18 protein-coding genes are annotated in these 24,310 nt (G+C 67.4%); all 18 read left to right on the forward strand.

The genetic code is table 11. The annotated features are described in order from the left end of the window. The 18 genes from AC1D2H_RS14545 (at position 1) to AC1D2H_RS14630 (ending at position 24,295) form a co-directional block, all read left to right on the forward strand. Positions 1 to 987, forward strand: a complete 987-nt coding sequence (locus AC1D2H_RS14545; RefSeq protein ID WP_477937312.1) for an XrtA-associated tyrosine autokinase — start codon at positions 1 to 3, stop codon at positions 985 to 987. Then, positions 968 to 2,491, forward strand: a complete 1,524-nt coding sequence (locus AC1D2H_RS14550) for a TIGR03016 family PEP-CTERM system-associated outer membrane protein (RefSeq protein WP_478011445.1) — start codon at positions 968 to 970, stop codon at positions 2,489 to 2,491. The genes AC1D2H_RS14545 and AC1D2H_RS14550 overlap by 20 nt, the downstream gene beginning before the upstream one ends. Positions 2,492 to 2,573: 82 nt before the next feature. Further along, positions 2,574 to 3,671: an XrtA/PEP-CTERM system-associated ATPase gene (locus AC1D2H_RS14555; RefSeq protein ID WP_477937316.1), complete on the forward strand. Its 1,098-nt coding sequence runs from the start codon at positions 2,574 to 2,576 to the stop codon at positions 3,669 to 3,671. Positions 3,672 to 3,684: 13 nt separating this feature from the next. Next, positions 3,685 to 4,578 carry an XrtA system polysaccharide deacetylase gene (locus AC1D2H_RS14560; RefSeq protein ID WP_478011446.1) on the forward strand — a complete coding sequence of 298 codons (894 nt, stop codon included), beginning with the start codon at positions 3,685 to 3,687 and terminating at the stop codon, positions 4,576 to 4,578. Beyond that, positions 4,579 to 5,628 carry a FemAB family XrtA/PEP-CTERM system-associated protein gene (locus tag AC1D2H_RS14565; protein WP_477937319.1) on the forward strand — a complete coding sequence of 350 codons (1,050 nt, stop codon included), beginning with the start codon at positions 4,579 to 4,581 and terminating at the stop codon, positions 5,626 to 5,628. It begins immediately after the preceding gene. A gap of 84 nt (positions 5,629 to 5,712) precedes the next feature. Then, complete coding sequence (locus AC1D2H_RS14570) at positions 5,713 to 6,906, forward strand: TIGR03087 family PEP-CTERM/XrtA system glycosyltransferase (RefSeq protein WP_478011447.1); 1,194 nt, start codon at positions 5,713 to 5,715, stop codon at positions 6,904 to 6,906. Next, positions 6,903 to 8,462 (forward strand): exosortase A, encoded by a 1,560-nt coding sequence (gene xrtA, locus AC1D2H_RS14575; RefSeq protein WP_478011448.1) that lies wholly within the window; start codon positions 6,903 to 6,905, stop codon positions 8,460 to 8,462. The genes AC1D2H_RS14570 and xrtA overlap by 4 nt, the downstream gene beginning before the upstream one ends. A 43-nt stretch (positions 8,463 to 8,505) precedes the next feature. Then, positions 8,506 to 9,786, forward strand: a complete 1,281-nt coding sequence (locus AC1D2H_RS14580) for a nucleotide sugar dehydrogenase (RefSeq protein WP_478011449.1) — start codon at positions 8,506 to 8,508, stop codon at positions 9,784 to 9,786. Beyond that, positions 9,783 to 10,943 carry a TIGR03088 family PEP-CTERM/XrtA system glycosyltransferase gene (locus AC1D2H_RS14585; protein WP_477937327.1) on the forward strand — a complete coding sequence of 387 codons (1,161 nt, stop codon included), beginning with the start codon at positions 9,783 to 9,785 and terminating at the stop codon, positions 10,941 to 10,943. The genes AC1D2H_RS14580 and AC1D2H_RS14585 overlap by 4 nt, the downstream gene beginning before the upstream one ends. A 114-nt stretch (positions 10,944 to 11,057) precedes the next feature. Then, positions 11,058 to 12,995 carry an XrtA/PEP-CTERM system amidotransferase gene (locus AC1D2H_RS14590; RefSeq protein ID WP_477937329.1) on the forward strand — a complete coding sequence of 646 codons (1,938 nt, stop codon included), beginning with the start codon at positions 11,058 to 11,060 and terminating at the stop codon, positions 12,993 to 12,995. Continuing rightward, complete coding sequence (locus AC1D2H_RS14595; protein ID WP_477937331.1) at positions 12,992 to 14,206, forward strand: TIGR04063 family PEP-CTERM/XrtA system glycosyltransferase; 1,215 nt, start codon at positions 12,992 to 12,994, stop codon at positions 14,204 to 14,206. Before AC1D2H_RS14590 ends, AC1D2H_RS14595 begins: the two co-directional genes overlap by 4 nt. Then, positions 14,206 to 15,399 carry a glycosyltransferase family 4 protein gene (locus tag AC1D2H_RS14600; RefSeq protein ID WP_478011450.1) on the forward strand — a complete coding sequence of 398 codons (1,194 nt, stop codon included), beginning with the start codon at positions 14,206 to 14,208 and terminating at the stop codon, positions 15,397 to 15,399. The genes AC1D2H_RS14595 and AC1D2H_RS14600 overlap by 1 nt, the downstream gene beginning before the upstream one ends. Continuing rightward, positions 15,392 to 16,714: a putative O-glycosylation ligase, exosortase A system-associated gene (locus AC1D2H_RS14605; RefSeq protein WP_477937335.1), complete on the forward strand. Its 1,323-nt coding sequence runs from the start codon at positions 15,392 to 15,394 to the stop codon at positions 16,712 to 16,714. Before AC1D2H_RS14600 ends, AC1D2H_RS14605 begins: the two co-directional genes overlap by 8 nt. Continuing rightward, positions 16,711 to 17,691: a polysaccharide deacetylase family protein gene (locus tag AC1D2H_RS14610; protein WP_478011451.1), complete on the forward strand. Its 981-nt coding sequence runs from the start codon at positions 16,711 to 16,713 to the stop codon at positions 17,689 to 17,691. Before AC1D2H_RS14605 ends, AC1D2H_RS14610 begins: the two co-directional genes overlap by 4 nt. An 11-nt stretch (positions 17,692 to 17,702) precedes the next feature. Then, positions 17,703 to 18,968, forward strand: a complete 1,266-nt coding sequence (locus tag AC1D2H_RS14615) for a glycosyltransferase (RefSeq protein WP_478011452.1) — start codon at positions 17,703 to 17,705, stop codon at positions 18,966 to 18,968. Further along, positions 18,965 to 20,449 carry an oligosaccharide flippase family protein gene (locus AC1D2H_RS14620; protein WP_478011453.1) on the forward strand — a complete coding sequence of 495 codons (1,485 nt, stop codon included), beginning with the start codon at positions 18,965 to 18,967 and terminating at the stop codon, positions 20,447 to 20,449. Before AC1D2H_RS14615 ends, AC1D2H_RS14620 begins: the two co-directional genes overlap by 4 nt. A gap of 27 nt (positions 20,450 to 20,476) precedes the next feature. Next, positions 20,477 to 22,381 carry an acyltransferase family protein gene (locus tag AC1D2H_RS14625; RefSeq protein WP_478011454.1) on the forward strand — a complete coding sequence of 635 codons (1,905 nt, stop codon included), beginning with the start codon at positions 20,477 to 20,479 and terminating at the stop codon, positions 22,379 to 22,381. Between the two features lie 24 nt (positions 22,382 to 22,405). Continuing rightward, on the forward strand, positions 22,406 to 24,295 hold the full coding sequence (locus AC1D2H_RS14630; RefSeq protein WP_478011455.1) for an acyltransferase family protein: 1,890 nt from the start codon (positions 22,406 to 22,408) through the stop codon (positions 24,293 to 24,295). Positions 24,296 to 24,310 lie beyond the last annotated feature (15 nt).

Below are 24,310 nucleotides of genomic sequence, written 5' to 3' on the forward strand. Positions count from 1 at the left end.
ATGACGAGCTTGATCGAACAAGCCGCCCAGCGGCTCGAGCAATTGCGACAGGCCGGGGTTGTTTTGCCCGGCGATGAGCAGGCTCCGCCAGTGGCGGCGCAGCCGCCGGCTGTCCTGCCGGTAGCGGCGCCACCCGCCGCCGCCGTGCCGGCGCCAGCAGGACCGCGGCCTCATGTGGGCATTTCTATCCAGGACGATGGTCATCACCCCTCGTCCAAGCGGGTGGAGCTGGACGTCGTCGCCCTGGCCGCCCAGGGATTCCTGATGCCTCATACGCCGCGTTCGCAGACCGGCGATCAGTACCGGGTCATCAAGCGCCCCCTGATCAAGAACGCGATGGGCAAGGGTGCGGCGACGATCAACCACGCCAACCTGATGATGGTGACCAGCGCCCTGGCGGGCGAGGGCAAGAGCTTCACCTCCATCAACCTCGCGCTCAGCATCGCGGCCGAGCTGGACAACACCGTCATGCTGGTCGATGCCGACGTGGCGCGGCCTTCGGTGCTGCGCATGCTGGGCCTGACCCAGGGGCCGGGCCTGCTGGACGTGCTGGAAGAGCGCGTCGACATGTCCGAGGTCTTGCTGCGGACCAACGTCGAGAAGCTGACCATCCTGCCGAGTGGCACGCCCCATCCCCGCGCGACCGAGTTGCTCGCCAGCGATGCCATGAGCCATTTGCTGGACGCCATGGCCAAGCGCTATCCGGACCGCATCATCATCTTCGACTCGCCGCCGCTGCTGCTGACGACGGAGTCCCGCGTGCTGGCTTCGCACATGGGGCAGATCGTCATCGTCGTCCATGCCGAAAAGACTGCGCAAAGCGCCGTCCAGCAGGCCCTGGCCGCCATCGAGACCTGCCCGGTCAAGATGATGCTGCTCAACCAGGCCAGCCCGAACGCCGCCGGCGGTTATGGCTACGGCTACGGCTACGGCTACGGATACGGCTACGGCTACGGATATGGCAGTAATGACTCGGCTCAGTCCTGAGCTGCGCCATCTGCCTCTGGCCCTCGCCGTCCTTGCAATGACGGCCCACGCCCAGCAGGGTGAGGGCGCCGGTTCCGGCGGCGGCATCCAGCCACGCCTTGGCGTCGCGGTGACGGTGACCGACAACCTGCGTCTGAACGACCGCGAGAAGGACGGTGCGGTGATCGCGACGCTGTCGCCCGGCATCAGCATCGTGCGCAACAGCGGCACGCTGCGTGGCAGCCTGGACTATTCGCTCAATGGCATCACCTATGTGAAGACCAGCTATGGCACGCGCGTGCAGAACGCGCTGACGGCAAGCGGGCAGGCCGAGCTCGTCCCTCGCACCTTGTCGGTCGACGTGCAGGCCAGCATCGGGCAGCAGAACACGTCCGCGTTCGGCTTGCAGTCGACGCCCACGCAGGACTCCGCCCTGGCCAATCCCAACCGGCGCGAGACCGGCACGTTGATGGTTTCGCCGCTGCTGCATGGCCAGCTCGGTGGGCTGGCCAGCCTGGATCTGCGCGGCAATTTCTCGATGACCGAGGTGCGCGAGAGTGCCCTGGGCGACAGCCACAGCACTGGCGGCTCGCTGCGCATCACGCAGCTCAACGCGGGCGTGCTGGGCTGGTATCTGCAGGCCAGCACCCAGCAGTTCCGGCCCAAGAGTGCACCGTCCAACCGCAACAGCTCGGCGACGGCAGGCCTGAACTATCGACCCAACCCGGACTGGGTCGCCAGCGTCAACGTCGGCAAGGAGCGCAACGACTACCAGGGTGGGAGCAGTGCCCCCCAGGACGGCTTCACCGGGGGGGTGACCGCCGACTGGACGCCTACGCCGCGCACCCGCGTCRACGGCAACTGGCAGCACCACAGCTATGGCAACAGCCACGGTCTGAGTTTCGAGCACCGCATGCGCAACTCGGTCTGGCGCTTCTCGGACTCCCGCAACGTCACGCTGGGCAATACCGGTGCGTCGGGCGGCGTGCGCACCAATTACGAGTTGTTCTACCTGATGTTCGCGTCGGAGCCTGATCCGATCAAACGCGACGCCATGGCGCGCGCGGCGCTGGCGGCGCTGGGCCTGTCGGCCGACGCGCCTTCCTCCGTGGGCTTCCTGTCCACTGGGCCGAGCCAACTGCACGCCCAGATGCTCAGCTTCATGCTGCAGGGCGTGCGCAGCAATGTGACGGCCAGCGTCAGCCGCTCCGTCACGACCCGACTCGGCAGCGGCCTGAATCAAGGTGATCTGGCCAGCCACGCTCTCATCGAGCAGCGCTCCTACTCGTTGGCGGGCAGTTACCAGCTCACGCCGGTGTCCGGCTTGTCCTTGACCGCCATGCGCCAGGAGACCTCGGGTGACTCGAGCAGCCAGCGCACGAAGTTGACCAGCCTGCTGGCGAACTGGAATACCCGCCTGGGCACGCGCATCAGCATGCAGCTCGGCGCTCGGCACAGCCGTTTTGAAGGCTTCACGCCGTACTCCGAGAATGCGGTCTACGCCAACCTGACCCAACAGTTTTAAATGAAAACGCCCCCAAGCTCGCCCTGCCAGCTGCCCCCCGAGGGGGCGTGTCAGTGGCTACGGGCGGCCGGGCGCCACTGACATGTACGAAGCCTTCTATGGCTTGAGCAGCAAGCCCTTCCAGCTCAGCCCCGACCCGAACTTCTACTACGGCAGCAAGCAGCATCGCCGGGCCAAGGCCTACCTGGACTATGGCGTGCTGCGCAATGACGGCTTCATCGTCATCACCGGCGAGATCGGTGCGGGCAAGACCACGCTGCTGCGTGGCCTGCTGGACAGCCTGAACCGCAGCAATGTCGTCATCGGCAATGTCGTGACGACCCAGCTCGATGCCGAGGACACGCTGCGCATGGTGGGCGCGGCCTTCGGCGTGCGCGTCAAGGACGCGCCCAAGTCCGAGCTGCTGATGACGCTGGAAGCCTTCTTCGTCAACCAGGTCACGCAGGGCAAGCGCTGCCTGCTCATCGTCGACGAGGCGCAGAACCTGACCGCCCGCGCGGTCGAAGAGCTGCGCATGCTGTCCAACTTCCAGTTCGCCAACCAGTCGCTGCTGCAGACCTTCCTGGTCGGCCAGCCCGAGTTCCGCGGCATCCTGCAGAAGCCCGAGATGGAGCAGTTCCGCCAGCGCGTCGCGGCGACCTGCCACATCGGCCCCATGGACGAGGACGAGACCCAGCGCTACATGGAGCACCGCCTGAAGTGCGCGGGCTCCACCGGCAAGCCCACCTTCGACCACGATGCCTTCCCGGCCATCCACAAGGCCAGCAACGGCATCCCGCGCCGCATCAACCGCCTCTGCGACCGCCTGCTGCTGCTGGGCTTCATGCAGGGCCGCAGCCATCTGACGCTGGCCGATGTGAAGGAAGTGCTGCGCGACATCGCCCAGGAAAGCGAGACGCCGCGCCACAGCGACGCCAGCCCGCTGGACAGCGTGCCCGCCAGGCTGCCGGACAGCCGCCCCGGCGCGCTGGACAGTGCGCCAGGCGCGCTGGACATCTCCAAACTGAAGCTGAGCGTCGCCGAGGTCGATGGCCTGTCCACCGAGATCGCTGCGCTGAGCGCCGACCACCACACCGACCGCCTGCAGCGCCTGGAGCGGAGCATGATGCGCCTGGAGCGCATCAATCTGCAGACGCTGGCGCTGCTGCAGAAGCTGGTGGACGCCGTGAAGCAGCATTGATGGAGTCCTGATCATGCTGATGCCCACCAAGACCCCGGCCCTGCGCAATGCGATGAGCATTGACGTGGAAGACTATTTCCAGGTCTCCGCCTTCGCGCCCTACATCCGCCGCGAGGACTGGAACGGCCTGGAGTGCCGCGTCGAGCGCAATATCGAGCGCATCCTGGCGCTGCTGGCCGACAAGCAGGTCAAGGCCACCTTCTTCACGCTGGGCTGGATCGCCGAGCGCTATCCGCAGGTGGTGAAGGCCATCGTGGCCGGCGGCCATGAACTGGCCAGCCACGGCTACGGCCATGAGCGCGCCAGCGACTTGAGCCCCACCGCCTTCCTGGACGACATCAGCCGCGCCAAGAAGATGCTGGAAGACCTGGGCGGCGTGCCCGTCGTGGGCTACCGCGCGCCCAGCTTCTCCATCGGCAAGTCCAACCTCTGGGCTTTCGACGTGCTGCGCGATGCCGGCTACCGCTACTCCAGCAGCGTCTACCCCATCGCTCACGACCACTACGGCATGCCCGACTCGCCGCGTTTCGCCTACCCCGTGCGCGAAGGCCTGCTCGAGATCCCGGTGACCACCGTGCGCATGGGCTCGCGCAACCTGCCCAGCAGTGGCGGCGGCTACTTCCGGCTGCTGCCCTATGCGCTGTCGCGCTGGATGATCCGCCGCGTCAACGAGATCGACGGCGAGCCGGCGGTCTTCTACTTCCACCCCTGGGAGATCGACGCCGAGCAGCCGCGCATCCCTGGCATCAATGCCAAGACGCGCTTCCGCCACTACGTCAACATCCCGCGCACCCACGACCGCATCGCGCGCCTGCTCGGCGATTTCCGCTGGGGCCGGATGGACGAGATCTTCCTCGGCCGCGAGGCCAGCCCGCGCGCTCCGGCGCCCTCGCTGACCCCCGTCTGAATGAGCAGCTCTCTTCGCATTGCGCGCCTCGCCGCGCAAGACAAGGCTGTGTCCGCGCGTTGGGACGAGTTCGTCTTCGCCCACCCGCAGGCGACCTTCTTCCATCGCAGCGGCTGGCTGCGCATCATCGAGTCGGTGTTCGGCCACAAAGGCTTCTTCCTCTATGCCGAACGTGATGGCCTCATCGAGGGCGTGCTGCCGCTGGCCGAGGTCAAGAGCCGGCTGTTCGGCCATTCGGTCACGAGCCTGCCGTTCGGTGTCTATGGCGGCGTCGCGGCGCTGAACGACGAGGCCACGGCGGCGCTTGAAGCCGAGGCCGAGAAGATCGCCAGAGGGCAGGGCGCCGAGCACCTGGAGTACCGCAACCTGGGTCCCACCCGCCACGCTGACTGGCCGCGCCAGGACCTCTATGTGACCTTCCGCAAGGAGATCCTGGCCGACGAGGAGGCCAATATGCTGGCCATCCCGCGCAAGCAGCGCGCCATGGTGCGCAAGGGCATCAAGAACGAGCTGAAGGCCGACATCGACGCGAATGTCGACCGCTTCTTCGACCTCTACGCCGACAACGTGCACCGCCACGGCACGCCGGCCATGCCCAAGAAGTATTTCCAGGCGCTGCTGGACGAATTCGGCTCCGATGCCGAGGTGCTGACCGTCACCGGCCCCGACGGCAAGCCGCTGTCGACGGTGCTGACGTTCTACTTCCGCGACGAATGCCTGCCCTATTACGCCGGTGACGACGAGGCCGCGCGTGACCTCGCCGCCAACGATTTCAAGTACTGGGAGCTGATGCGCCGCGCCTGCGCGCGCGGCCTCAAGGTCTTCGACTACGGCCGCAGCAAGCAGGGCACCGGGCCGTACGCCTTCAAGAAGAACTGGGGCTTCGAGCCGCAGCCCTTGAGCTACGAGTACCGGCTGTTCAAGCGCGACGCGATTCCCCAGAACAACCCGAACAACCCGAAGTACCAGCTGATGATCAAGGCTTGGCGCAAGCTGCCCATCGGCTTTGCCAACTGGCTCGGGCCCTTCATCGTCAAGAACCTGGGCTGAGATGAGCATGCCCCCACGCTCACTTCGTTCACTGCCCCCCGAGGGGGCGCGTCAGCGCCTTCGGGCGGCCGGGCGGTGCTGACCTTGAAGATCCTCTACCTCGTCCACCGCCTGCCTTACCCGCCCAACAAGGGCGACAAGGTGCGCTCCTACCATTTGCTCAAGCATCTGGCGGCGCGGCACGAGGTGCATCTGGGCACCTTCATCGACGACCCGGACGACGAGCAGCACCTGCCGCGCGTTCAGGCGCTGTGCAAGAGCATGCATGCCGCCCGGCTGAACCCGCGATCCGCCAAGCTGTTGAGCTTGCGCGGCCTGCTGGGTGGCGAGGCGCTGAGCCTGCCCTACTACCGCGACGCCGGCCTGCAGGCCTGGGTCAACGAGACGGCCGCCCGCGTGGGCTTCGATGCCATCGTCGTGTTCAGCGGCGTCATGGCCCAGTACACCCGCGGCCTGAAGGGCGTGAAGACGCTGGTGGACTTCGTCGACGTCGACTCCGCCAAATGGCGCGATTACGCGCCTGAGCATGCCTGGCCGATGTCCTGGCTCTACCGGCGCGAGTTCGCCAAGCTGCTCGGCTTCGAGCAGCGCGTGGCGGACGAGGCCGCCTGCAGCTTCTTCGTCACCGACAACGAGGTTGCGCTCTTCCGCGAGCTGAGCCCGGGCCGCGACCTGCGCCTGGCGGCCCTGGGCAACGGCGTTGATGCCGATTTCTTCACGCCGGACGCGGCGCGCGCCAGCCCCTTCTCGGCGAATGAGCTGCCGCTGGTGTTCACTGGCGCCATGGACTATTGGCCCAACGTCGACGCGGTGACCTGGTTCGCCGGTGACATCCTGCCGGCGCTGCGCGAGCGCTTTCCGGCGCTGCGCTTTCATATCGTCGGCCGCAGTCCGGCGCCTGCCGTGCAGGCCTTGGCGAGCGATGCCATCCACGTGACCGGCACCGTGCCGGACGTGCGCCCCTATCTGCAGCACGCCGCCGCCGTCGTCGCGCCGCTGCGCCTGGCGCGCGGCATACAGAACAAGGTGCTCGAAGCCATGGCCATGGCGCGGCCGGTTGTCGCTGCCAGCACCTGCGTGCGCGCGATCACGGCAGGCGGGCAACCCGGTCTGCAGCCGGCCGATACCGAGTCCGACTATGTCGAACGCGTCAGCGCGATGCTGACCGACCCCCAAGCCGCCGACAGCGCAGGCCGAACGGCGCGCGATTTCGTGCTGGGCGCCTACAGCTGGGATGCCCACCTGTCCGGCCTGGACCGTCATCTGGAGACTGCGTGATCCATCTGCCCAAGCCCTGGCGGCTGCCCCTGCTCGGCCTGGTGCTGGCCTGGGGCCTGCTCGCCTTCCTGTATTTCGCGACCGGCGCCGCCATGGTCGGGATCTGGAACCGCTCCGAGACCTTCGCCCACGCCTGGGTCGTGCCGCCGATCTCGGCCTGGCTGGTATGGCGGCGGCGTGCCGAGCTGGCCTCCATCACGCCGCGCCCGTCACCGCTGTGGCTGCTGGCCTTGCCACCGCTGGGCATGCTCTGGCTGGCGGGCGACCTGGCCTCCGCCAACGCGGCCACGCAGTTCGCGCTGCTGGGCATGGGCGTGGCCCTGGTGCCTCTGCTGCTTGGCACGGAGGCTGCCGGTCGCATCGCCTTCCCGCTGGGCTTCCTGTTCTTTGCCGTTCCCTTCGGTGATTTCCTGACGCCCTGGCTGATCGATCGCACCGCCGACTTCACCGTCCTCGCGCTGCGTGGCACCGGCATTCCGGTGTTTCGCGAGGGTAATCAATTCGTCATTCCAACCGGCTCCTGGTCTGTCGTGCAGGCCTGCAGCGGCATTCGCTATCTGATGGCCTCGCTCATGGTGGGCACGCTGTTCGCGTACCTGAACTACAGCACCAACAAGAAGCGCTGGATCTTTGTCGGCGTGGCCATCGTCACGCCCCTGATCGCCAACTGGCTGCGTGCCTACATGATCGTCATGCTGGGCCACCTGTCCGGCAACAAGCTCGCCGTCGGGGTGGATCACATCATTTACGGCTGGGTCTTCTTCGGCCTCATCATGCTGGCGATGTTCATGATCGGCGCGCGCTGGACCGATCCTGACCCCGAGCCTGTACCGGGCGCCCCGGCCGACCGGGCGGGCGCACAGCCGATCAACCGTTTCGCCACGGCCCTGGTCGCCGCGCTGGTTTTCGTGGCCCTGCCCACGGGCGTGCGCGCCCAACTGGCGCTTGCCGGCGCCCACGGAGAGCCGATGCTGGCAGCGCCGGCATTGCCGGGCTGGACCTGGGTTGCCGAGGCGCCGAGCAACTGGAAGCCGCACTTCATGAACCCGGCGTCGACGCTGCACGGCCGCTTCGAGTCCGCCGAGGGCGGTGTGTCGGTGGGGCTGTATGTCGGCTACTACCGCGACCAGCGCTATGGTCGGCAGCTGGTGACGTCCGTCAACGAGTTCGTCAATTCCGAGGCAGAAAAGGAATGGGCGGTCACGGCCTCGGGGCTTGATCAGCTCGATGCCCGGACCTGGCGGACCGCCGACCTGCGCGGTCAGGCGCTGAGCCAGATCAGCGGTGACGGCAGCCAGGCGCCGCGGCTGCGCGCCTGGCAGATCTACTGGATCAACGGCAAACCATTCATCAGCGACTGGCAAGCCAAGCTCTACGGCGCCTGGCAAAGCCTGCTGGGCCACGGCGACGATGCCGCCGTCGTCATCGTCTATGTCGACAAGGCCGCTGCCGGGCCTGACGATGCCCTTTTGCGCGACTTCCTTCACAGGCATTGGGCCGCGCTGGACACCGCTTTGCGGGACGTCCGGGATCGGGATGTCACGCCCAAGCGGTGACAATCACGCGCCTTCGAAAAATCACAGCAACGAGAAACGACCCATGAATACGCTCGCAGTCATCGGCCTTGGTTATGTCGGCCTGCCCCTGGTGGTGGAGTTCGGCAAGCAGATCCGCACCATCGGCTTCGATATCGCCAAGAACAAGGTCGAGGCCTGCCAGCGCGGCACGGACCCGAGCCGCGAGCTGACGGATGAAGAAGTGCAGGCCGCCACGCATGCGGTCTATACCGACGACCCCAAGATGCTGGCCGAGGCCGACGTCATCATCGTGGCCGTGCCCACGCCGGTGGACGAGGCCCACATCCCTGACTTTCGCCCGCTGATCGGCTCGTCGACCAGCGTCGGCCGGAACATGAAGAAGGGCGCCATCGTCGTCTACGAGAGCACCGTCTACCCGGGCGCGACCGAGGAGGTCTGCATCCCCGTGCTGGAGCGCGAATCGGGCCTGAAGTGGAAGCAGGACTTCTTCGTCGGCTACAGCCCCGAGCGCATCAACCCGGGTGACAAGGAGCACACGCTGACCAAGATCCTGAAGATCGTCTCCGGCGACACGCCCGAGACGCTCGACAAGGTTGCCAAGGTCTACGAGAAGATCATCGTCCCGGGCGTGCATCGCGCGTCCAGCATCAAGGCCGCGGAAGCCGCCAAGGTCATCGAGAACACCCAGCGCGACCTCAACATCGCGCTGATGAACGAGCTGTCCATCATCTTCGACAAGCTCGGCATCGACACCTCCGAGGTGCTGGAAGCCGCCGGCACGAAGTGGAACTTCCTGAAGTTCAAGCCGGGCCTGGTGGGCGGCCACTGCATCGGTGTCGACCCCTATTACCTGACCCACAAGGCCGACATGCTGGGCTACCACCCGCAGGTCATCCTGGCGGGTCGCCGCATCAACGACGGCATGGGCAAGTTCATCGCCGAGCAGACCATCAAGCAGATGATCGCCAGTGGCAGCCACGTCAAGGGCGCCCGCATCAACGTGCTGGGCCTGACCTTCAAGGAGAACTGCGGCGACCTGCGCAACTCCAAGGTCATCGACATCATCAACGAGCTCAAGACCTATGGCGTCGAGATCTTCGTGACCGACGCGCAGGCCGAGGCCGAGGAAGCCATGCACGAGTACGGCGTGCGCCTGATGCCTTTCGACGACCTGCCGCAGGCCGACGCCATCGTGGCCGCCGTGTCGCACAGTGAGTACGCCGCCTTGAGCGTCGCCGACATCGGCAAGAAGCTCGTCAAGGGCGGCGCCTTCATCGACGTGAAGGCCGCGTTCGACGCCAAGGCGCTGCTCGGCGCGGGCTTCCGCCTCTGGCGTCTGTGACCCCAGCAATCAGCACGGATGCGCGACCGCTGGTCGTGCATCTGCTGAACCGCTTCGACACCGGCGGGCTGGAGAACGGTGTCGTCAACATCATCAACCACACGCCGCAGTTTCGGCACGCCGTGGTGGCGGTGACCGAGATCACCGCCTTCAAGGATCGCGTCAAGGCGCCGGGCACCCGGTTCATCGAGCTGCGCAAGCCGCCGGGGCAGGGCTTCTGGATCTACCCGCAGGTCTACAAGCTGCTGCGCGAACTGCGCCCGGCGGTGCTGCACACACGCAATATCGGCGCGATGGAGTTCCAGTGGCCAGCCTGGGCGGCGCGCGTGCCGCTGCGCATCCACAGCGAGCATGGCTGGGACATGGACGACCTGGGCGGCGTCAGTCGTCGCAACCAGTTGATCCGGCGCGTCTACGGCACGCCCGCCCACCGCTTCGTCGCGCTGTCGCGCGCGATCGAGACCTATCTGACCGGTCCCGTCGGCTTCCCGGCGCGACGCGTGCAGCGCATCTGCAATGGCGTCGACACGCGGCGCTTCGCACCCGCTGTCGGCGTGCCCGAAGGAATCGGAGCCTGGCCCTTCCGGCGCGGTGAGCATCTGGTCATCGGCGCCGTGGGGCGCATGCAGACGGTCAAGGACCCCTTGAATCTCGTCGACGCCTTCCTGCGTCTGCGCGACCTCTGCCCGGCTGCCTGGCCCCGGTTGCGGCTGGCCATGCTGGGGGGCGGCCCGCTGCTCGAAGCCGCGCGTGAGCGGCTGGCGCAGGCCGGCGCGGCGGACCAGGCCTGGCTGCCCGGGGATCGCAGCGACGTCGCCCAGTTGTTGCCCCAGGTCGACATCTTTGCGCTGCCGTCGCAGGCCGAAGGCATCAGCAACACCTTGCTGGAAGCCATGGCCTGCGGCTGCGTGCCGGTGGCGACCGATGTGGGGGGCAATCCGGAGCTGGTGGAGGAGGGCGTCAACGGCCTGCTGGTGCCGGCGGCCGACAGCGCGGCCCTGGCCGCCGCCTTGGCCCGCCTCGTCGACGACCCCGGCCTGCGCGCCAGCCTCGCCGCGGCCTCGCTGCGGCGCGCCCGCGAGCAGTTCAGCCTCGATGGCATGCTGTCCGCCTATGCGCAGTTGTACGCTGGGGAGGCCCCTCGTACAGGGGGGTAGTCGTGTGCGACGTCACGCTGCCTGCCCGCCAAGGCCGGCGCGGCGGCCAAGCTCGGTAAGAATCCGTCTTTAGCCGCGCTTTTGCGCGGCGTCTTTCAATGGGCTGAACTCTTCATGTGCGGCATCACCGGTTTGTTCGACACCCGCGGCCAACGCCTCCCCGAGCGCCAGCGGCTGCACCGGATGAACGAATCCCAGCACCACCGCGGCCCCGACGAGGGTGAGCTGCACATCGAGCCCGGCCTGGGCCTGGGTCACCGGCGCCTGTCCGTCATCGACATCGCGACCGGCCAGCAGCCCATCTTCAACGACGACCGCAGCGTCGCCCTGGTCTTCAACGGCGAGATCTACAACTACCAGGAGCTGATGGTCGAGCTGCGCGCGCTGGGCCACCACTTCCGCACCAAGAGCGACAGCGAGACCATCGTGCGCGCCTGGGAGCAGTGGGGCGAGGACTGCGTGCTGCACCTGCGCGGCATGTTCGCGTTCACGCTGCATGACCGTCGCCGCGATTGCCTTTTCATGGCGCGCGACCGCCTGGGCGTCAAGCCCATGCACTACGCGCTGCTCGACGATGGCTGGCTGCTGTTCGGCTCCGAGCTGAAGAGCCTGCTGGCGCATGGCGGCATGCCGCGCGACCTCGACCCGCATGCCGTCGAGGAGTATTTCGCGCTGGGCTACGCGGCCGACCCGCGCACCGTCTTCAAGGCGGCGCGCAAGCTGGAGCCGGGCCACCGCCTGTTGTGGAAGCGCGGTGAGAGCCCGCGTCAGCCCCAGCCCTACTGGGACGTGCGCTTCACGCTGGACAACCCCATCTCCCAGGCCGATGCCGAGCAGGAGCTGCGCGAGCGCCTGAAGGAGGCCGTGGCGCTGCGGCTCAAGGCCGAGGTGCCGCTGGGTGCCTTCCTGAGCGGCGGCGTGGATTCGAGCGCCGTGGTGGCCGTGATGGCGGGACTGCAGGGCGACATGCCGGTCAACACCTGCTCCATGGGCTTCGACGATCCGAAGTTCAACGAGGTCGAGTTCGCGCAGATGGTGGCCGACCGTTATCACACCAACCACCGCGTGCAGACGGTGGCGAGCGACGACTTCGACCTCATCGACACGCTGGCCCGCCTCTACGACGAGCCGTATGCGGACAGCTCCGCCATCCCGACCTACCGCGTCAGCCAACTGGCGCGCCAGCACGTCACGGTGGCCCTCAGCGGCGACGGCGGCGACGAAAGCTTCGGCGGCTACCGCCGCTACCGCCTGCACATGATGGAGGAGCGGCTGCGCGCCGCCATGCCGCATGGGCTGCGCAAGCCGCTGTTCGGCACGCTGGGCAACCTTTATCCCAAGATGGACTGGGCGCCGCGCTTCGTGCGCGCCAAGACGACCTTCGAAGGCCTGGCGCGCACCAGCGTGCAGGCCTACTTCCACTCCATGTCCATCCTGCGCGGGCCGATGCGCGCGGCGCTGTTCTCGGACAAGCTCAAGCGCGAGCTGGCCGGCTACGACGCGTTCTCGGTCTTCGAGCGCCATGCCGCCAACGCCGGCACCGAAGACCCGCTGGCCATGATCCAGTACCTGGACACCAAGACCTACCTCGTCGGCGACATCAACACCAAGGTCGACCGGGCTTCCATGGCGCACAGCCTGGAGGTGCGCGAGCCGCTGATGGACCACAAGCTGGTGGAGTGGCTGGCTACCTTGCCCTCGCACCTGAAGCTGCGCGATGGCGAAGGCAAGTTCTTGTTCAAGAAGGCCATGGAGCCCCTGCTGCCGAACGACGTGCTCTACCGCCCCAAGATGGGTTTCGCCGTGCCGCTGGCGCGCTGGTTCCGTGGGCCCTTGCGCGAGCGCGTGCGTGAGGCCGTGCTGGGCGAGCGCCTGGCCGACACGGGCTGGTTCAACCGGGATGAGTTGCAGCGCCTGGTGGACCGTCATCAGAACGGCCAGAGCGACTTCAGCGCGCCGCTGTGGACGTTGATGATGTTCGAGGCCTTCCTGCGCCAGGTGGTCGATGCGCCCGATTCCATCGGCCTGCCGGTGCCGGAGGCCGTGGCATGAGAGTGCTGCATGTGTTCGATCATTCGATCCCACTGCATTCGGGCTACACCTTCAGGTCACTGTCCCTGCTGAGAGGACAGCGCGCGCTGGGCTGGGAGACCTTCCACATCACCAGCCCCAAGCACAGTGCCGGCCTCGCCGCGAAGGCCGACGGCGCGCTGGAAGACGATGTCGACGGCTGGCACTTCTACCGCACGCCCACCGTGCCCGCGGGCGCGCTGCCGGGCCTGGGCGAGTACCGCCTCATGCAGGCCCTGGAGGCGCGGCTGGAAGCGGTGGCGCGCCAGGTGCGGCCCCAAGTCATCCACGCCCATTCGCCGGTGCTGAACGGGCTGCCGGCGGAGCGGGTCGGTCGCCGACTGGGCATCCCGGTCGTGTACGAGGTGCGTGCCTTCTGGGAAGACGCCGCGGTCGACCACGGCACCACGCGCGAGGGCAGTGCGCGCTACCGCCTCACGCGCTGGCTGGAAACGCGGGCGCTGCGCCGCGCCCACCACGTCTTCACGATCTGCGAGGGCCTGCGCAGCGACATCGTGGCGCGCGGCATCCCGAGCGCTCGCGTCACCGTCATCCCGAACGCGGTCGACATCGAGGCCTTCACGCCCGGCGGCCAGGCCGACCCGGCCCTGCAGGCGCAGCTGGGCCTGACGGGCTGCACTGTTCTCGGTTTCCTCGGCAGCTTCTACGCCTACGAGGGCCTGGACCTGTTGCTGGACGCGCTGCCGGCCATCGTCCAGCAGCGGCCCGATGTGCGCGTGCTGCTGGTCGGCGGCGGCCCGCAGGAAGCGGCGCTGAAGGCCCAGGCCGCGCGCCTGGGGCTGCAGGACCATGTGCTGTTCATCGGCCGCGTGCCGCATGCCGAGGTCACGCGCTATTACGACCTGGTGGACCTGCTGGTCTACCCCCGCCACGCCATGCGGCTGACCGAGCTCGTCACGCCGCTGAAGCCGCTGGAAGCCATGGCCCAGTCACGCGTGATGCTGGCTTCGGATGTCGGCGGCCATCGTGAGCTGATCCGCGACGGCGAGACGGGGCGACTGTTCAAGGCCGGCTCTGCCCAGGCACTGGCCACCACCGCGCTGGACATGCTGGCCAAGCGCGAGCTGTGGCCGGCCATCGGCGCGGCGGGGCGGCGCTTCGTCGAGACCGAGCGCAACTGGACGCGCTCGGTGTCGAACTACGTCGAGCCCTATACCCGACTGGTCGGTTGATGCGGCTGCTGACGTTCTCGTCGCTGTACCCGAGCAGCGCTCGCCCGCGCCACGGCCTGTTCGTCGCCGCGCGCTTGCGCGAGCTGCGCCAGCGGCACGGCTTCGACGCGCAGGTCATCGCACCAGTGCCCTGGTTCCCGTTCACGGCCGATCGGTTTGGCGACTATGCCGAATGGGCGCGCACGCCGCGACAGGAGACCTGGCAGGGTCAGCAGGTGCACCATCCGCGCTATTTGATGCTGCCCAAGATCGGCATGGCCATGCAGCCCGATGCGATGGCGCGTGCTGCCATTGCCTGTGTCGAGCGTGAGGCGATGGCCTTCGACCTCATCGATGCGCACTATTTCTATCCCGATGGCGTTGCCGCCGCTGCGCTGTCGCGTCATTTCGGCAAGCCTCTCGTCATCACCGCGCGCGGCTCCGACCTGAACCTGATCGGCCAGAACGCCCGTGCCCGTGCCCGCATGCTGCAGGCCTGCGAGCATGCGTCGGCCTGTGTCGGCGTCAGCCAGGCGCTGGTGGACGTGCTGCATAGCTGGGGCGTGCCGGCGCGCAAGCTGCACACCATCCGCAACGGCGTGGATCTGGACCGCTTCGCGCCGCTGTCCCCGCAGGATGCACGCGCCGGCCTTGGCCTGGATGACGCGCCGCTGCTGCTTGCGGTGGGCAACCTGATCGAGCTGAAGGGCCATGCGCTGCTGATCGAGGCCTTGCAACTGTTGAGCGCATCCCATCCGCGACTGCAACTGGCCATCGCCGGCGAAGGGCCGGAGCGCGAGTCCCTCGAGGCCTTGGTGGCCCGCCATGGCCTCGCCGGCCGCGTGCGCCTGCTGGGGGCTGTCGCTCATGCCGACCTCGCGCGCTGGTACGCGGCGGCGGACCTGTTCGTGATGCCCTCCAGCCGCGAAGGCCTGCCCAACGCGCTGCTGGAAGCGCTGGCCTGCGGCACGCCCGCGCTCGCCACGGCCGTCGGCGGCATCCCGGAGGTGCTGGCCGGTGTGCCCGAAGCCGGCGAGCTGCTGCGCGAGCGCAGCGCTGCCGCGATTGCCGAGGCCGTGCAGCGCTGGCTGGCCCGCGACGTGGACCGCGCTGCCGTGCGCCGCGCGGCACAGGCCTATGACTGGGATGCCAGTGCGGCGCAGCTCGCCACCTTGATGCAGGCGGTGGCCGCCGGGGAGGCCTGCCATGCGTGAAATCGTTCTGCTTGCCATTCTCGGCTTTGTCATCCTGCAGGCCTTTCGGCGCCCCTGGATCGGCATCCTGGGCTGGACCTGGCTCAGCATCATGAATCCGCACCAGTTGACCTGGACGCTGAAGACCATGCCTTTCGCGGCCGCCATCGGCGGCGCCACGCTGGTCGGCCTGTTCATCACGCGGGACCGGCGCGACTACTCCCAGAGCCGCGAGGGCATCGTGCTGATGGTGTTCATGGTGTGGATGTGCATCACGCTGCCGTTCTCGATGATCTTCGACGAGTCGTTCGATCTGTGGAAGCGGGTCATGAAGATTGACCTGATGATCCTGGTGGCCATGGTGCTGCTGCACAGCAAGCGGCACATGATGCTGCTCACCTGGGTGCTGGTCATCTCCATTGGCTTCTTCGGGGTCAAGGGCGGGGCTTTCACGCTTGCCACCGGTGGCAGCTACCGGGTTTGGGGGCCGGAGAACACCTATATCGAAGGCAACAACGAGGTGGCGCTGGCCATCGTCATCGTCATTCCCCTGATGCGCTTCCTGCAGATGCAGATGCAGGCCAAATGGGCCAAGACGACCATGACCATCTGCATGGTGCTGATGGCCATGGCGGCGCTCGGTAGCCATTCACGCGGTGCATTGCTGGCCATTGCCGTGATGGCGCTGGTGCTCTGGTGGCGTGGCAAGAAGAAGGTGGTGGGCGCCGTCGTCACTGTCGTGGTGGCCCTGGCACTGCTGTCGGTGATGCCGGCCGAATGGTGGGAGCGCATGAACACCATCAAGACCTACCAGCAAGACGAGTCGGCCATGGGCCGCATCAATGCCTGGTGGATGGCCTGGAACCTGGCCAAGGCCAATTTCTTCGGTGGTGGCTTCATGATCTGGGTCGGCCCCATCTTCACGGTCTATGCGCCCGACCCCAACGACGTCCACGCCGCCCACAGCATCTATTTCCAGGTGCTTGGCGAGCAGGGCATCCTGGGTTTGATCCTGTTCCTGGTCCTGTTCACGATGGTCTGGTTCACGGCGGGCACGCTGCGCGTCAAGGGGCGAGCGCAGCCGCAGACCCAATGGTTGTCCGATCTCGGCGGCATGCTGCAGGTCAGTCTGGCGGGGTATGCGGTGGGCGGCGCCTTCCTGAGTCTGAGCTACTGGGACCTGCCCTATAACCTGCTTGTGCTGGCCGTCATCGGCCGCCGCTGGCTGGACCGCAAGGAGTGGCTGCGCGAGAAGGAAGAGCCCGTCATCTACTGGCCGGAATCCCTGAAAAAGCGGCTTCCAGGACAGCGCAAGCAGGCACCAGACCAGCCATGAAACCCCTGTTCAGTCTTTTGTCACCCTCCGGCGCGCGCGGCCGTCTGAGCGTGCTGATCTTTCACCGCGTGCTGCCGCAGCCCGATCCGCTCTTTCCTGACGAGGTCGATGCGGCGCGCTTCGACGAGCTGCTGGGCTGGATCAAGTCCTGGTTCAACGTGCTGCCGTTGGACACGGCGATCCGCCAGTTGCATGAAGGCAGCCTGCCGTCGCGTGCCGCGGCGCTGAGCTTCGACGACGGTTATGCCGACAACCACGACGTGGCCTTGCCGCTGTTGCGCAAGCACGGGCTGCCCTGCAGCTTCTTCGTCGCCACGGGCTTCCTGGATGGCGGGCGCATGTGGAACGACACCTTGATCGAATCCGTACGCCTGAGTGCGCTGCCGACGCTGGATCTGCGCGGCCTGAGCGATGCCCAGGGTGACGACCTGGGCCAGCACGCGCTGGGCGATACCGCCGGCCGGCGCGCCGCGCTCGGCCGACTGATCGAGCGGGTCAAATACCTGCCGCCCGAGTCGCGCCTGGCCTGCGTGGACGCCATCGCCGTGCGTGCCGAGGTGAGTCCTCCCAACGACCTGATGATGAGCAGTGATCAGGTGCGTGGCCTGCACCGTGCCGGCATGCAGATCGGCGCGCACACGGTCAGCCATCCCATCCTGGCCTCCATCGATACGCAACAGGCGGGCGACGAGATCGGCCGCAGCCGCGATGTGCTGCAGGCGCTGCTGGGCGAGAAGGTCGGCCTGTTCGCCTACCCCAACGGCAAGCCTGGCACCGACTACCTGCCCGACGTTCACCCGGCCATCGTGCGCGAGCTGGGGTTTGATGCGGCCGTGTCGACGCGCTGGGCCGCAGCGACTCGCAGCGACGACGTCTTCCAGATTCCCCGCTTCACGCCCTGGGATCGGGGGCGGATCAAGTTCGGCATGCGGCTGATGAACAACCTGGCCCGCAGCGACGCCAGCGCGGTCTCTTGAAAAGAATTCCCATGCGTTCGCTGCTCTTCATCGCCTATATGTTCCCGCCGTTTGCGAATTCGGGAACGCGCCGTTCACTCGAGTTCGCGAACAACCTGCCGGACTATGGCTGGCAGCCGACCGTCATTTCGTTTGCCAACCCCAAGCCGCGAGACCGCGACGACAAACTGCTGGACGAGGTCAGGCCGGGCACTCGCGTGCTGCCGGTGCCGCATGCCAGCGGCCGCTGGGCCCGCAACCTGGGCCGCCTGGTGCCGACCAGCCTGCGTCAGCGCGTCGTCGAAGGGCTGACCTGGCGCCTGGACCAGTTGTGGGCCGTCCCCGACGATGCCGCAACCTGGCGCAGCGAAGCCGTGGCAGCGGCGTTGCAGGCGCATCGCGAGACGCCCTTCGACGCCATCCTGGCGACGGGCTCGCCCTGGACCTCCTTCCTGGTGGCGCACGATGTCGCCAAGCGCACTGGCCTTCCCTATGTGCTGGACTACCGCGACCCCTGGCGACCCAGCAACACGGTGGCCTGGGAGACGGAAAGCCGGCTGCAGCGCTGGTTCAGTCCGCGGCTGGAGCGCATGGCCGCGGCCAAGGCTGCGGCCGTGGTCACGACCACCGAGACGCTGACGCGCACGATGCAGAAGGACAACGGCCGTGATGACATGCAGTGCATCACCAACGGCTTCGTGCCCGCCGACTTTGCCGGCTTGCCGGCGCCGCCGGGCGATGGCCTGGTGCGCGTCAGCTACACCGGCGTCTGGCGGCCGGGTTACGGGCCGGACCTGCTCTACCAGGCTTTGAAGCGCTTGAAGGAGAGCGGTGCGCCCGGCCTGGAGCGTTTGCGCGTCGACACGGCCGGCTTCCCGCCTGGCCCTGCAAAAGAGTTTGGCGTGCAGGACATCGTGCACGAGCATGGGCGCGTCACGCACGCGACGGCGCTGCGCCTGATGACCGAGTCGGACATGGTCTTCCTGCCCGTGTCCAACGGCTTCTTCGCCATGGCGTCCCTGCCGGGCAAGTTGTTCGAATATGTCGGTAGCGGCCGCCCCATCCTGGCCGCCACGCTGCCGGGCAGCGAAGTGGCGCGGGTCATCGAAGACGTGGGCGGCGGCCGGCTGGTCCTGCCTGACGATGTCGAAGCCGCCGCCGGCGTGCTGGCCGACCTGTGCGCCGGCCGGGGCCTGACGGGCTTCTCGACGCCGCGTCCCGAGCGCGTGTTCGCCTACACGCGAGCCGCCACGGCCCAACAGATGGCACGCATCCTGGACAAGGCGGTCGCGGGGTGACCGACAGCGGCAAAGGCGTTCGCCGGGCGCTGGCTTTCTCGTTCATCGAACGCTGGCTCAGCATCGTCATTGCGCTGGGCAGCAATGTGCTGCTGGCACGGCTGCTGTCGCCGGAGCAGGTGGGCATCTTCTCGGTCAGCCTGTCCGTCATCGGCGTCGCTCAGGTGCTGCGCGACTTCGGGGTGGTGAACTACGTCATCCAGGAGAAGGAACTCCAGCAGGACTCGCTGAGCACGGCCTTTGGGCTGTCGCTGCTGCTGGGCGGGGGCTTGTTCCTGGTGGTCGCCGTTGCGGCGCCTGCCATCGCTGGCTTCTACGGGGAGCACCTGGTGCGCGACACCCTGTGGGTCTGCTCGCTCAACTTCCTGCTGCTGCCATTTGCGACAGTGACGCTGGCCCTGCTGCGGCGCGAGATGGCCTTCCGGGCCTTGGCGGTCATCGGCCTGTCCAGCGCGGCCCTGGGCGCCATCGTCAGCATCGGGCTCGCATGGGCCGGCCACGGCGTGATGTCGCTGGCCATCGGTTCCGTGGTCACCAACGCCGCCAATTGCGTGGGGGCATGGATCGCCCGCCCCGACAGCGCCAGGCTGAGGCCGAACCTGAAGGCGTGGCGCCGCCTGCTGGGCTTTGGTGCGCAGAGTTCGCTGACCGGCGTGATCACCTCCATCTCGATGGACGTGAACGATCTTGCCGTCGGCAAGCTGATGGGCTTCGAGCCCGTTGCCATCCTCAGCAAGGCGCAGGGGCTGATGCAGTTGTTCCACCGTGACGTGATGACGGCCATCCGCAACGTGGCCTATCCCGCCTACGCCAAGGCCGTGCGCGAGGGGCAGGATCTTGAGGCCCAGTACATGATGGGCGTCACCCATGTCACGGCGGCCGCCTGGCCTTTCTACGGTTTCGTCAGCCTCTACGCGCTCGAAACCCTGAGGCTGCTGTTCGGCAGCCAGTGGGATGCCGCCGCGACGCTGGTGCCCTGGTACTGCCTGTGCGGGGCCGTGGCAGCCACGGCCAACCTGATCAACCCGCTGATGCTGGCGGCCGGCCGGATCGACCTGCTGACCAAGGTCGAACTGCTCTGGCAGCCGCTGCGGGCGGCCATGGTCATCGTGGCGGCGCTGTGGTTCCGCTCCATGCTCGCCTGCGCCATTGCGCTGCTGCTGGCGTTGCTGCTGCAGGTGCCATTGCTGTACGCGGCCAAGGCGCGATTCATGCACACCCACTGGCGCGCCTGGGCACGCAATCTGGCACGCAGCGCACTGGCGGCTGTGGTCAGCCTGGCGGCGCCGATGGCGATTGCCTGGCATTACGGCCTTGAACGCAGCACGCCCATGCCTGCCGGTGCGTTTGCGCTGGCGATCCTGCTTTGCATGCTGACGTGGATTCCTGGCCTGTTGTTGGCCGGACATCCGCTGACGCGCGACCCGGTTTTCCTGAAGTTGCGGGGGATGGTCGGCAGGGCCATGCCGTCACGGCGCTAGCGCATGCGCTGAGCTGATTCCTCGCGCATGAAATTCCGCCCCGACATCGAAGGACTGCGAGCCCTGGCCATCGTGCCCGTGGTGGTGTTCCATGCCTGGCCAGCGCTGCTGACCGGCGGCTTCGTCGGTGTGGACATCTTCTTCGTGATCTCGGGCTACCTGATCACGACGCTGCTGCTGCAGCGGCTGCAGGCCGGCACCTACAGCATCGCCTCCTTCTATGCGGCGCGCATCCGGCGCATCTTCCCGGCGCTGTTCGTCATGCTGGCCCTCATCGTGCCGGCGGCGTGGCTGCTGCTGGCGCCTCAGGCAATGAGCGAGCTCGCGCGCGTGTTCGGCGCGACGGGCGTGTTCGCATCCAACCTGGAGCTCTACCGCACCACGGGTTATTTCGAAGGCGCGACCGAGCTCAAGCCGCTGGTGCACACCTGGTCGCTGGCGGTGGAGGAGCAGTACTACATCGTCTTCCCGCTGCTGCTGGCGGCCCTGTACCGCTGGGCACGCGGCGCCCTTGGCCTGGTGCTGGCGGGCGTGGGGCTGCTGTCGCTGGCCTATGCCCAGTACCTGATCGGTAGCGACGCCGCGCTGGCCTTCTATTCCGCGTTGTCGCGCACCTGCGAGTTGATGGTGGGCTCGCTGCTGGCCGTGCGCGTCGCCAGCGGTCGCGCACCTTTGTCGGCCGGCGCGCGGCAAGTGCTCGGCCTGGCAGGCCTGCTGGCCATCCTGTCGGCCTGCCTGCTGCTGACGCCGGAATCCTCATTCCCCGGCATGACGGCGTTGTGGCCCTGTCTGGGCGCGGCCGCGCTGATCGAGGCCGGGCGAGGGGAGGGGAGCCTCGCCAGCCGTGTGCTGGCGCTGGCGCCGCTGCGCTGGATCGGCGCCTTGAGCTTCTCCCTCTATCTGTGGCACTGGCCCATGCTCGTGTTTGCACGCCATCTGCTGTTGGGCCATCCGGACGCGCTGCAGGCGGGAGTGGCCGTGCTGTTGGCCGTCGGCCTGGCCTGGGCGTCGCTGCGGTGGGTCGAGGCGCCGGTGCGCCATGCGTCCTGGAGCCAGCGCAGCTTCCTGCTGTCGGGCGCTGCCGCCATCGCGGCCTGCCTGTTGCTGGCGGGCGGCCTACTGTTTGCCGCTCGACTTGCGGCTGAGGCACCGTCGCCAGCCAACAAGCTGCTGGCGTCAGCGGTCGACCACAGCCCTAGCCGCGAGCGCTGCCATACGCGCGAGCGAGTACAGGTCGCCTACGTCGACCGCTGTCAGTTCGGCTCTGCCGATGCACCACACCAACTCTTCGTCTGGGGCGACAGCCATGGCGTGGAGATTGGTCATGTGCTGGTAGAGTCGCTTGAGCCTAGTCGCAGCCTCGCCGTGATGACGGCCGCAGCTTGCCCACCGGCGCTCGGCTTCGCGCTTCCTGGCCGTTTCTACTGTGAGAAACACAACGACGCGGTGTTGGCCGGCCTCATGGCTGATGCCAAAGTGGACCGTGTACTGGTCGTCAGCCGTACATCCGCCTACCTGAGAGACCCGAAGTCGGCTGACGCTTTCGAACGCGGGCTGCAGAAGGCCGCGCAAGCGCTGGTGGACGCCGGCAAGCAGGTCTGGCTGCTGGATCCCGTGCCGACCTATGACTATCCGGTGCCAGCCGCGCTTGCCCAATACGAGCACCGCGGCCAAGATCCTGCGGCGTTCGGCATGCCGAGCGGCGACTACCTCCGTGCTGAAAGCCCGGGCTTGGCGACGTTGAAACGCGTGGCTGCGGCCACTGGCGCGCAGCGCATCGCGATCGACGCCGCCCTGTGCGGCGAAGGGCGCTGTGCCGTCATCGGCACGGATGGCCAGGGCTTGTACCTCGACAACAATCATCTGAGCATGGCCGGATCGCGGTTGCTGGCGAAGCGGGCGCTTCAGCCCGTGCTTGAGGCGAGCCATTAGTAAGGCGGAGACGCTGCATCACAGATGAAATTCCGCCCCGACATCGAAGGCCTTCGAGCCCTGGCCATCGTGCCCGTGGTGGTGTTCCATGCCTGGCCCGCGCTGCTGCCCAGCGGCTTCGTCGGCGTGGACATCTTCTTCGTGATCTCGGGCTACCTCATCACGACGCTGCTGCTGCAGCGCCTGGCGGCCGGCAAGTACAGCATTGCGTCCTTCTACGCAGCGCGCATCCGGCGCATCTTCCCGGCCTTGTTCGCGATGCTGGCCATCGTCGGGCCGCTGTGCCTATGGTTAATGGAGCCGCAGCCGCTGCGTGAATTCGCGCGACTGCTGGGCGCCACGGGCCTGTTCGTTTCCAACATCGAGTTGTATCGAACGACTGGCTATTTCGAAAGCGCGGCCGAACTGAAACCGCTGCTGCACACCTGGTCGCTCGCTGTCGAGGAACAGTACTACATCGTCTTTCCTCCGTTGCTGGCCTTGCTATGGCGATTTGCGCCACGCTTCATCGGCTGGGTGCTGTTGGGTATCGGTGCCGTGTCACTGGCTTATTGCCTGCGGCTGATGCCCTATGCCCCCGACCTCGCGTTCTACGCCGCGCCGGCGCGCACGTTCGAGCTGATGACGGGCTCTGTCCTGGCATGGTGGGTGAGCCGAGGTGGTGGACGCATGGCGCGCCCCGACTGGGTGAATGACGTCGTCGGCTTGACGGCATCGCTGGCGCTCGTGGCCGCATTGCTGCTGCTGCGGGCAGAACACGACTTCCCCGGCCCGTCAGCGCTATGGCCCTGCCTGGCCACGGCGGCGCTGATCTGGGTCGGTGAAACCGGGCGCTGCCATGCCACGCGCTGGCTGTCGGTAGCGCCACTGCGCTGGATAGGCGCGCAGTCCTTCTCGCTCTACCTCTGGCACTGGCCCATGCTGGTGCTGGCGCGGCACTGGTTGCTGGACGAGCCCACGGCCCTGCAGGCAGCCGTGGCCGTCGCGGCGTCCGTGCTGCTGGCCTGGGCCTCATTGCGCTGGGTCGAGGCACCGGTGCGCCACGCGGCGATACCACAACGCGTGCTGCTGTTCGCTGGCGCGTCGACCATCCTTCTCAGCCTGGCTGGCGCCTGGGGCCTGACGCTGGCGTCGGACCATCGCGCCGCGCAGCCAGGGCGCGACGCGCTGCTGCGGGCGGGCGCGGACGACTCTAGCCCGGACCGCAAGCGCTGCCACTCGTCCGGTAGCCGTTGGTTGGACTACAACGCGCGCTGCCTGTTCGGCCCGCCGACGGCGACCAAGACATTGGTGGTCTGGGCCGACAGCCATGGGGTCGAGATCGCTCGCGCCTTGGGCGACCAAGCGGTTGACCACCGCGTCTCGCAACTGACGAGCTCCAGCTGCCCCCCAGCATTGAGCTTTGCCGTGCCGGGCCGGGGGCGCTGCGAGGCMGTGAATCGGGCCTTGCTGGAGCACATCATTCGCGATGAGAGCGTCGACGCAGTGCTTCTGACGGCGCGATACGAGTTGTATATAGATGGCGCCGACGCGGCAGCCTTCGAGGCCGGCCTTGCGCAGAGCGTGAAGCGCCTGCGCGACGCCGGCAAGCAGGTGCTGCTGCTGGACCCCGTGCCGACCTATCACTACCCGGTCCCGGCCGCGTTGGCCTTGCGCTGGCGGCGCGGCGACGAACTGGAACCTCAAGGCCAGACGCCGTTGCAGTACGACCACCGGCAGGCGGCCGCACTGGCCATGGTGGAGCGTCTGGCCACGCAGGGCGGCGCCACGCGTGTATCAGTGCGAGAGCAGCTGTGCTCGGGCGAGCGCTGCCGCCTGCTCGAAGGCGACAGCCCGCTCTACTTCGACAGCAACCACCTCAGCATGCATGGCGCTGCACTGATCGTGCCGGCCGTACTGCAGCGGCTCAAGTAAGCGCCAAGCCGGCGC

The sequence above is a fragment of the Roseateles sp. P1_C1_2 genome (assembly GCF_056406535.1).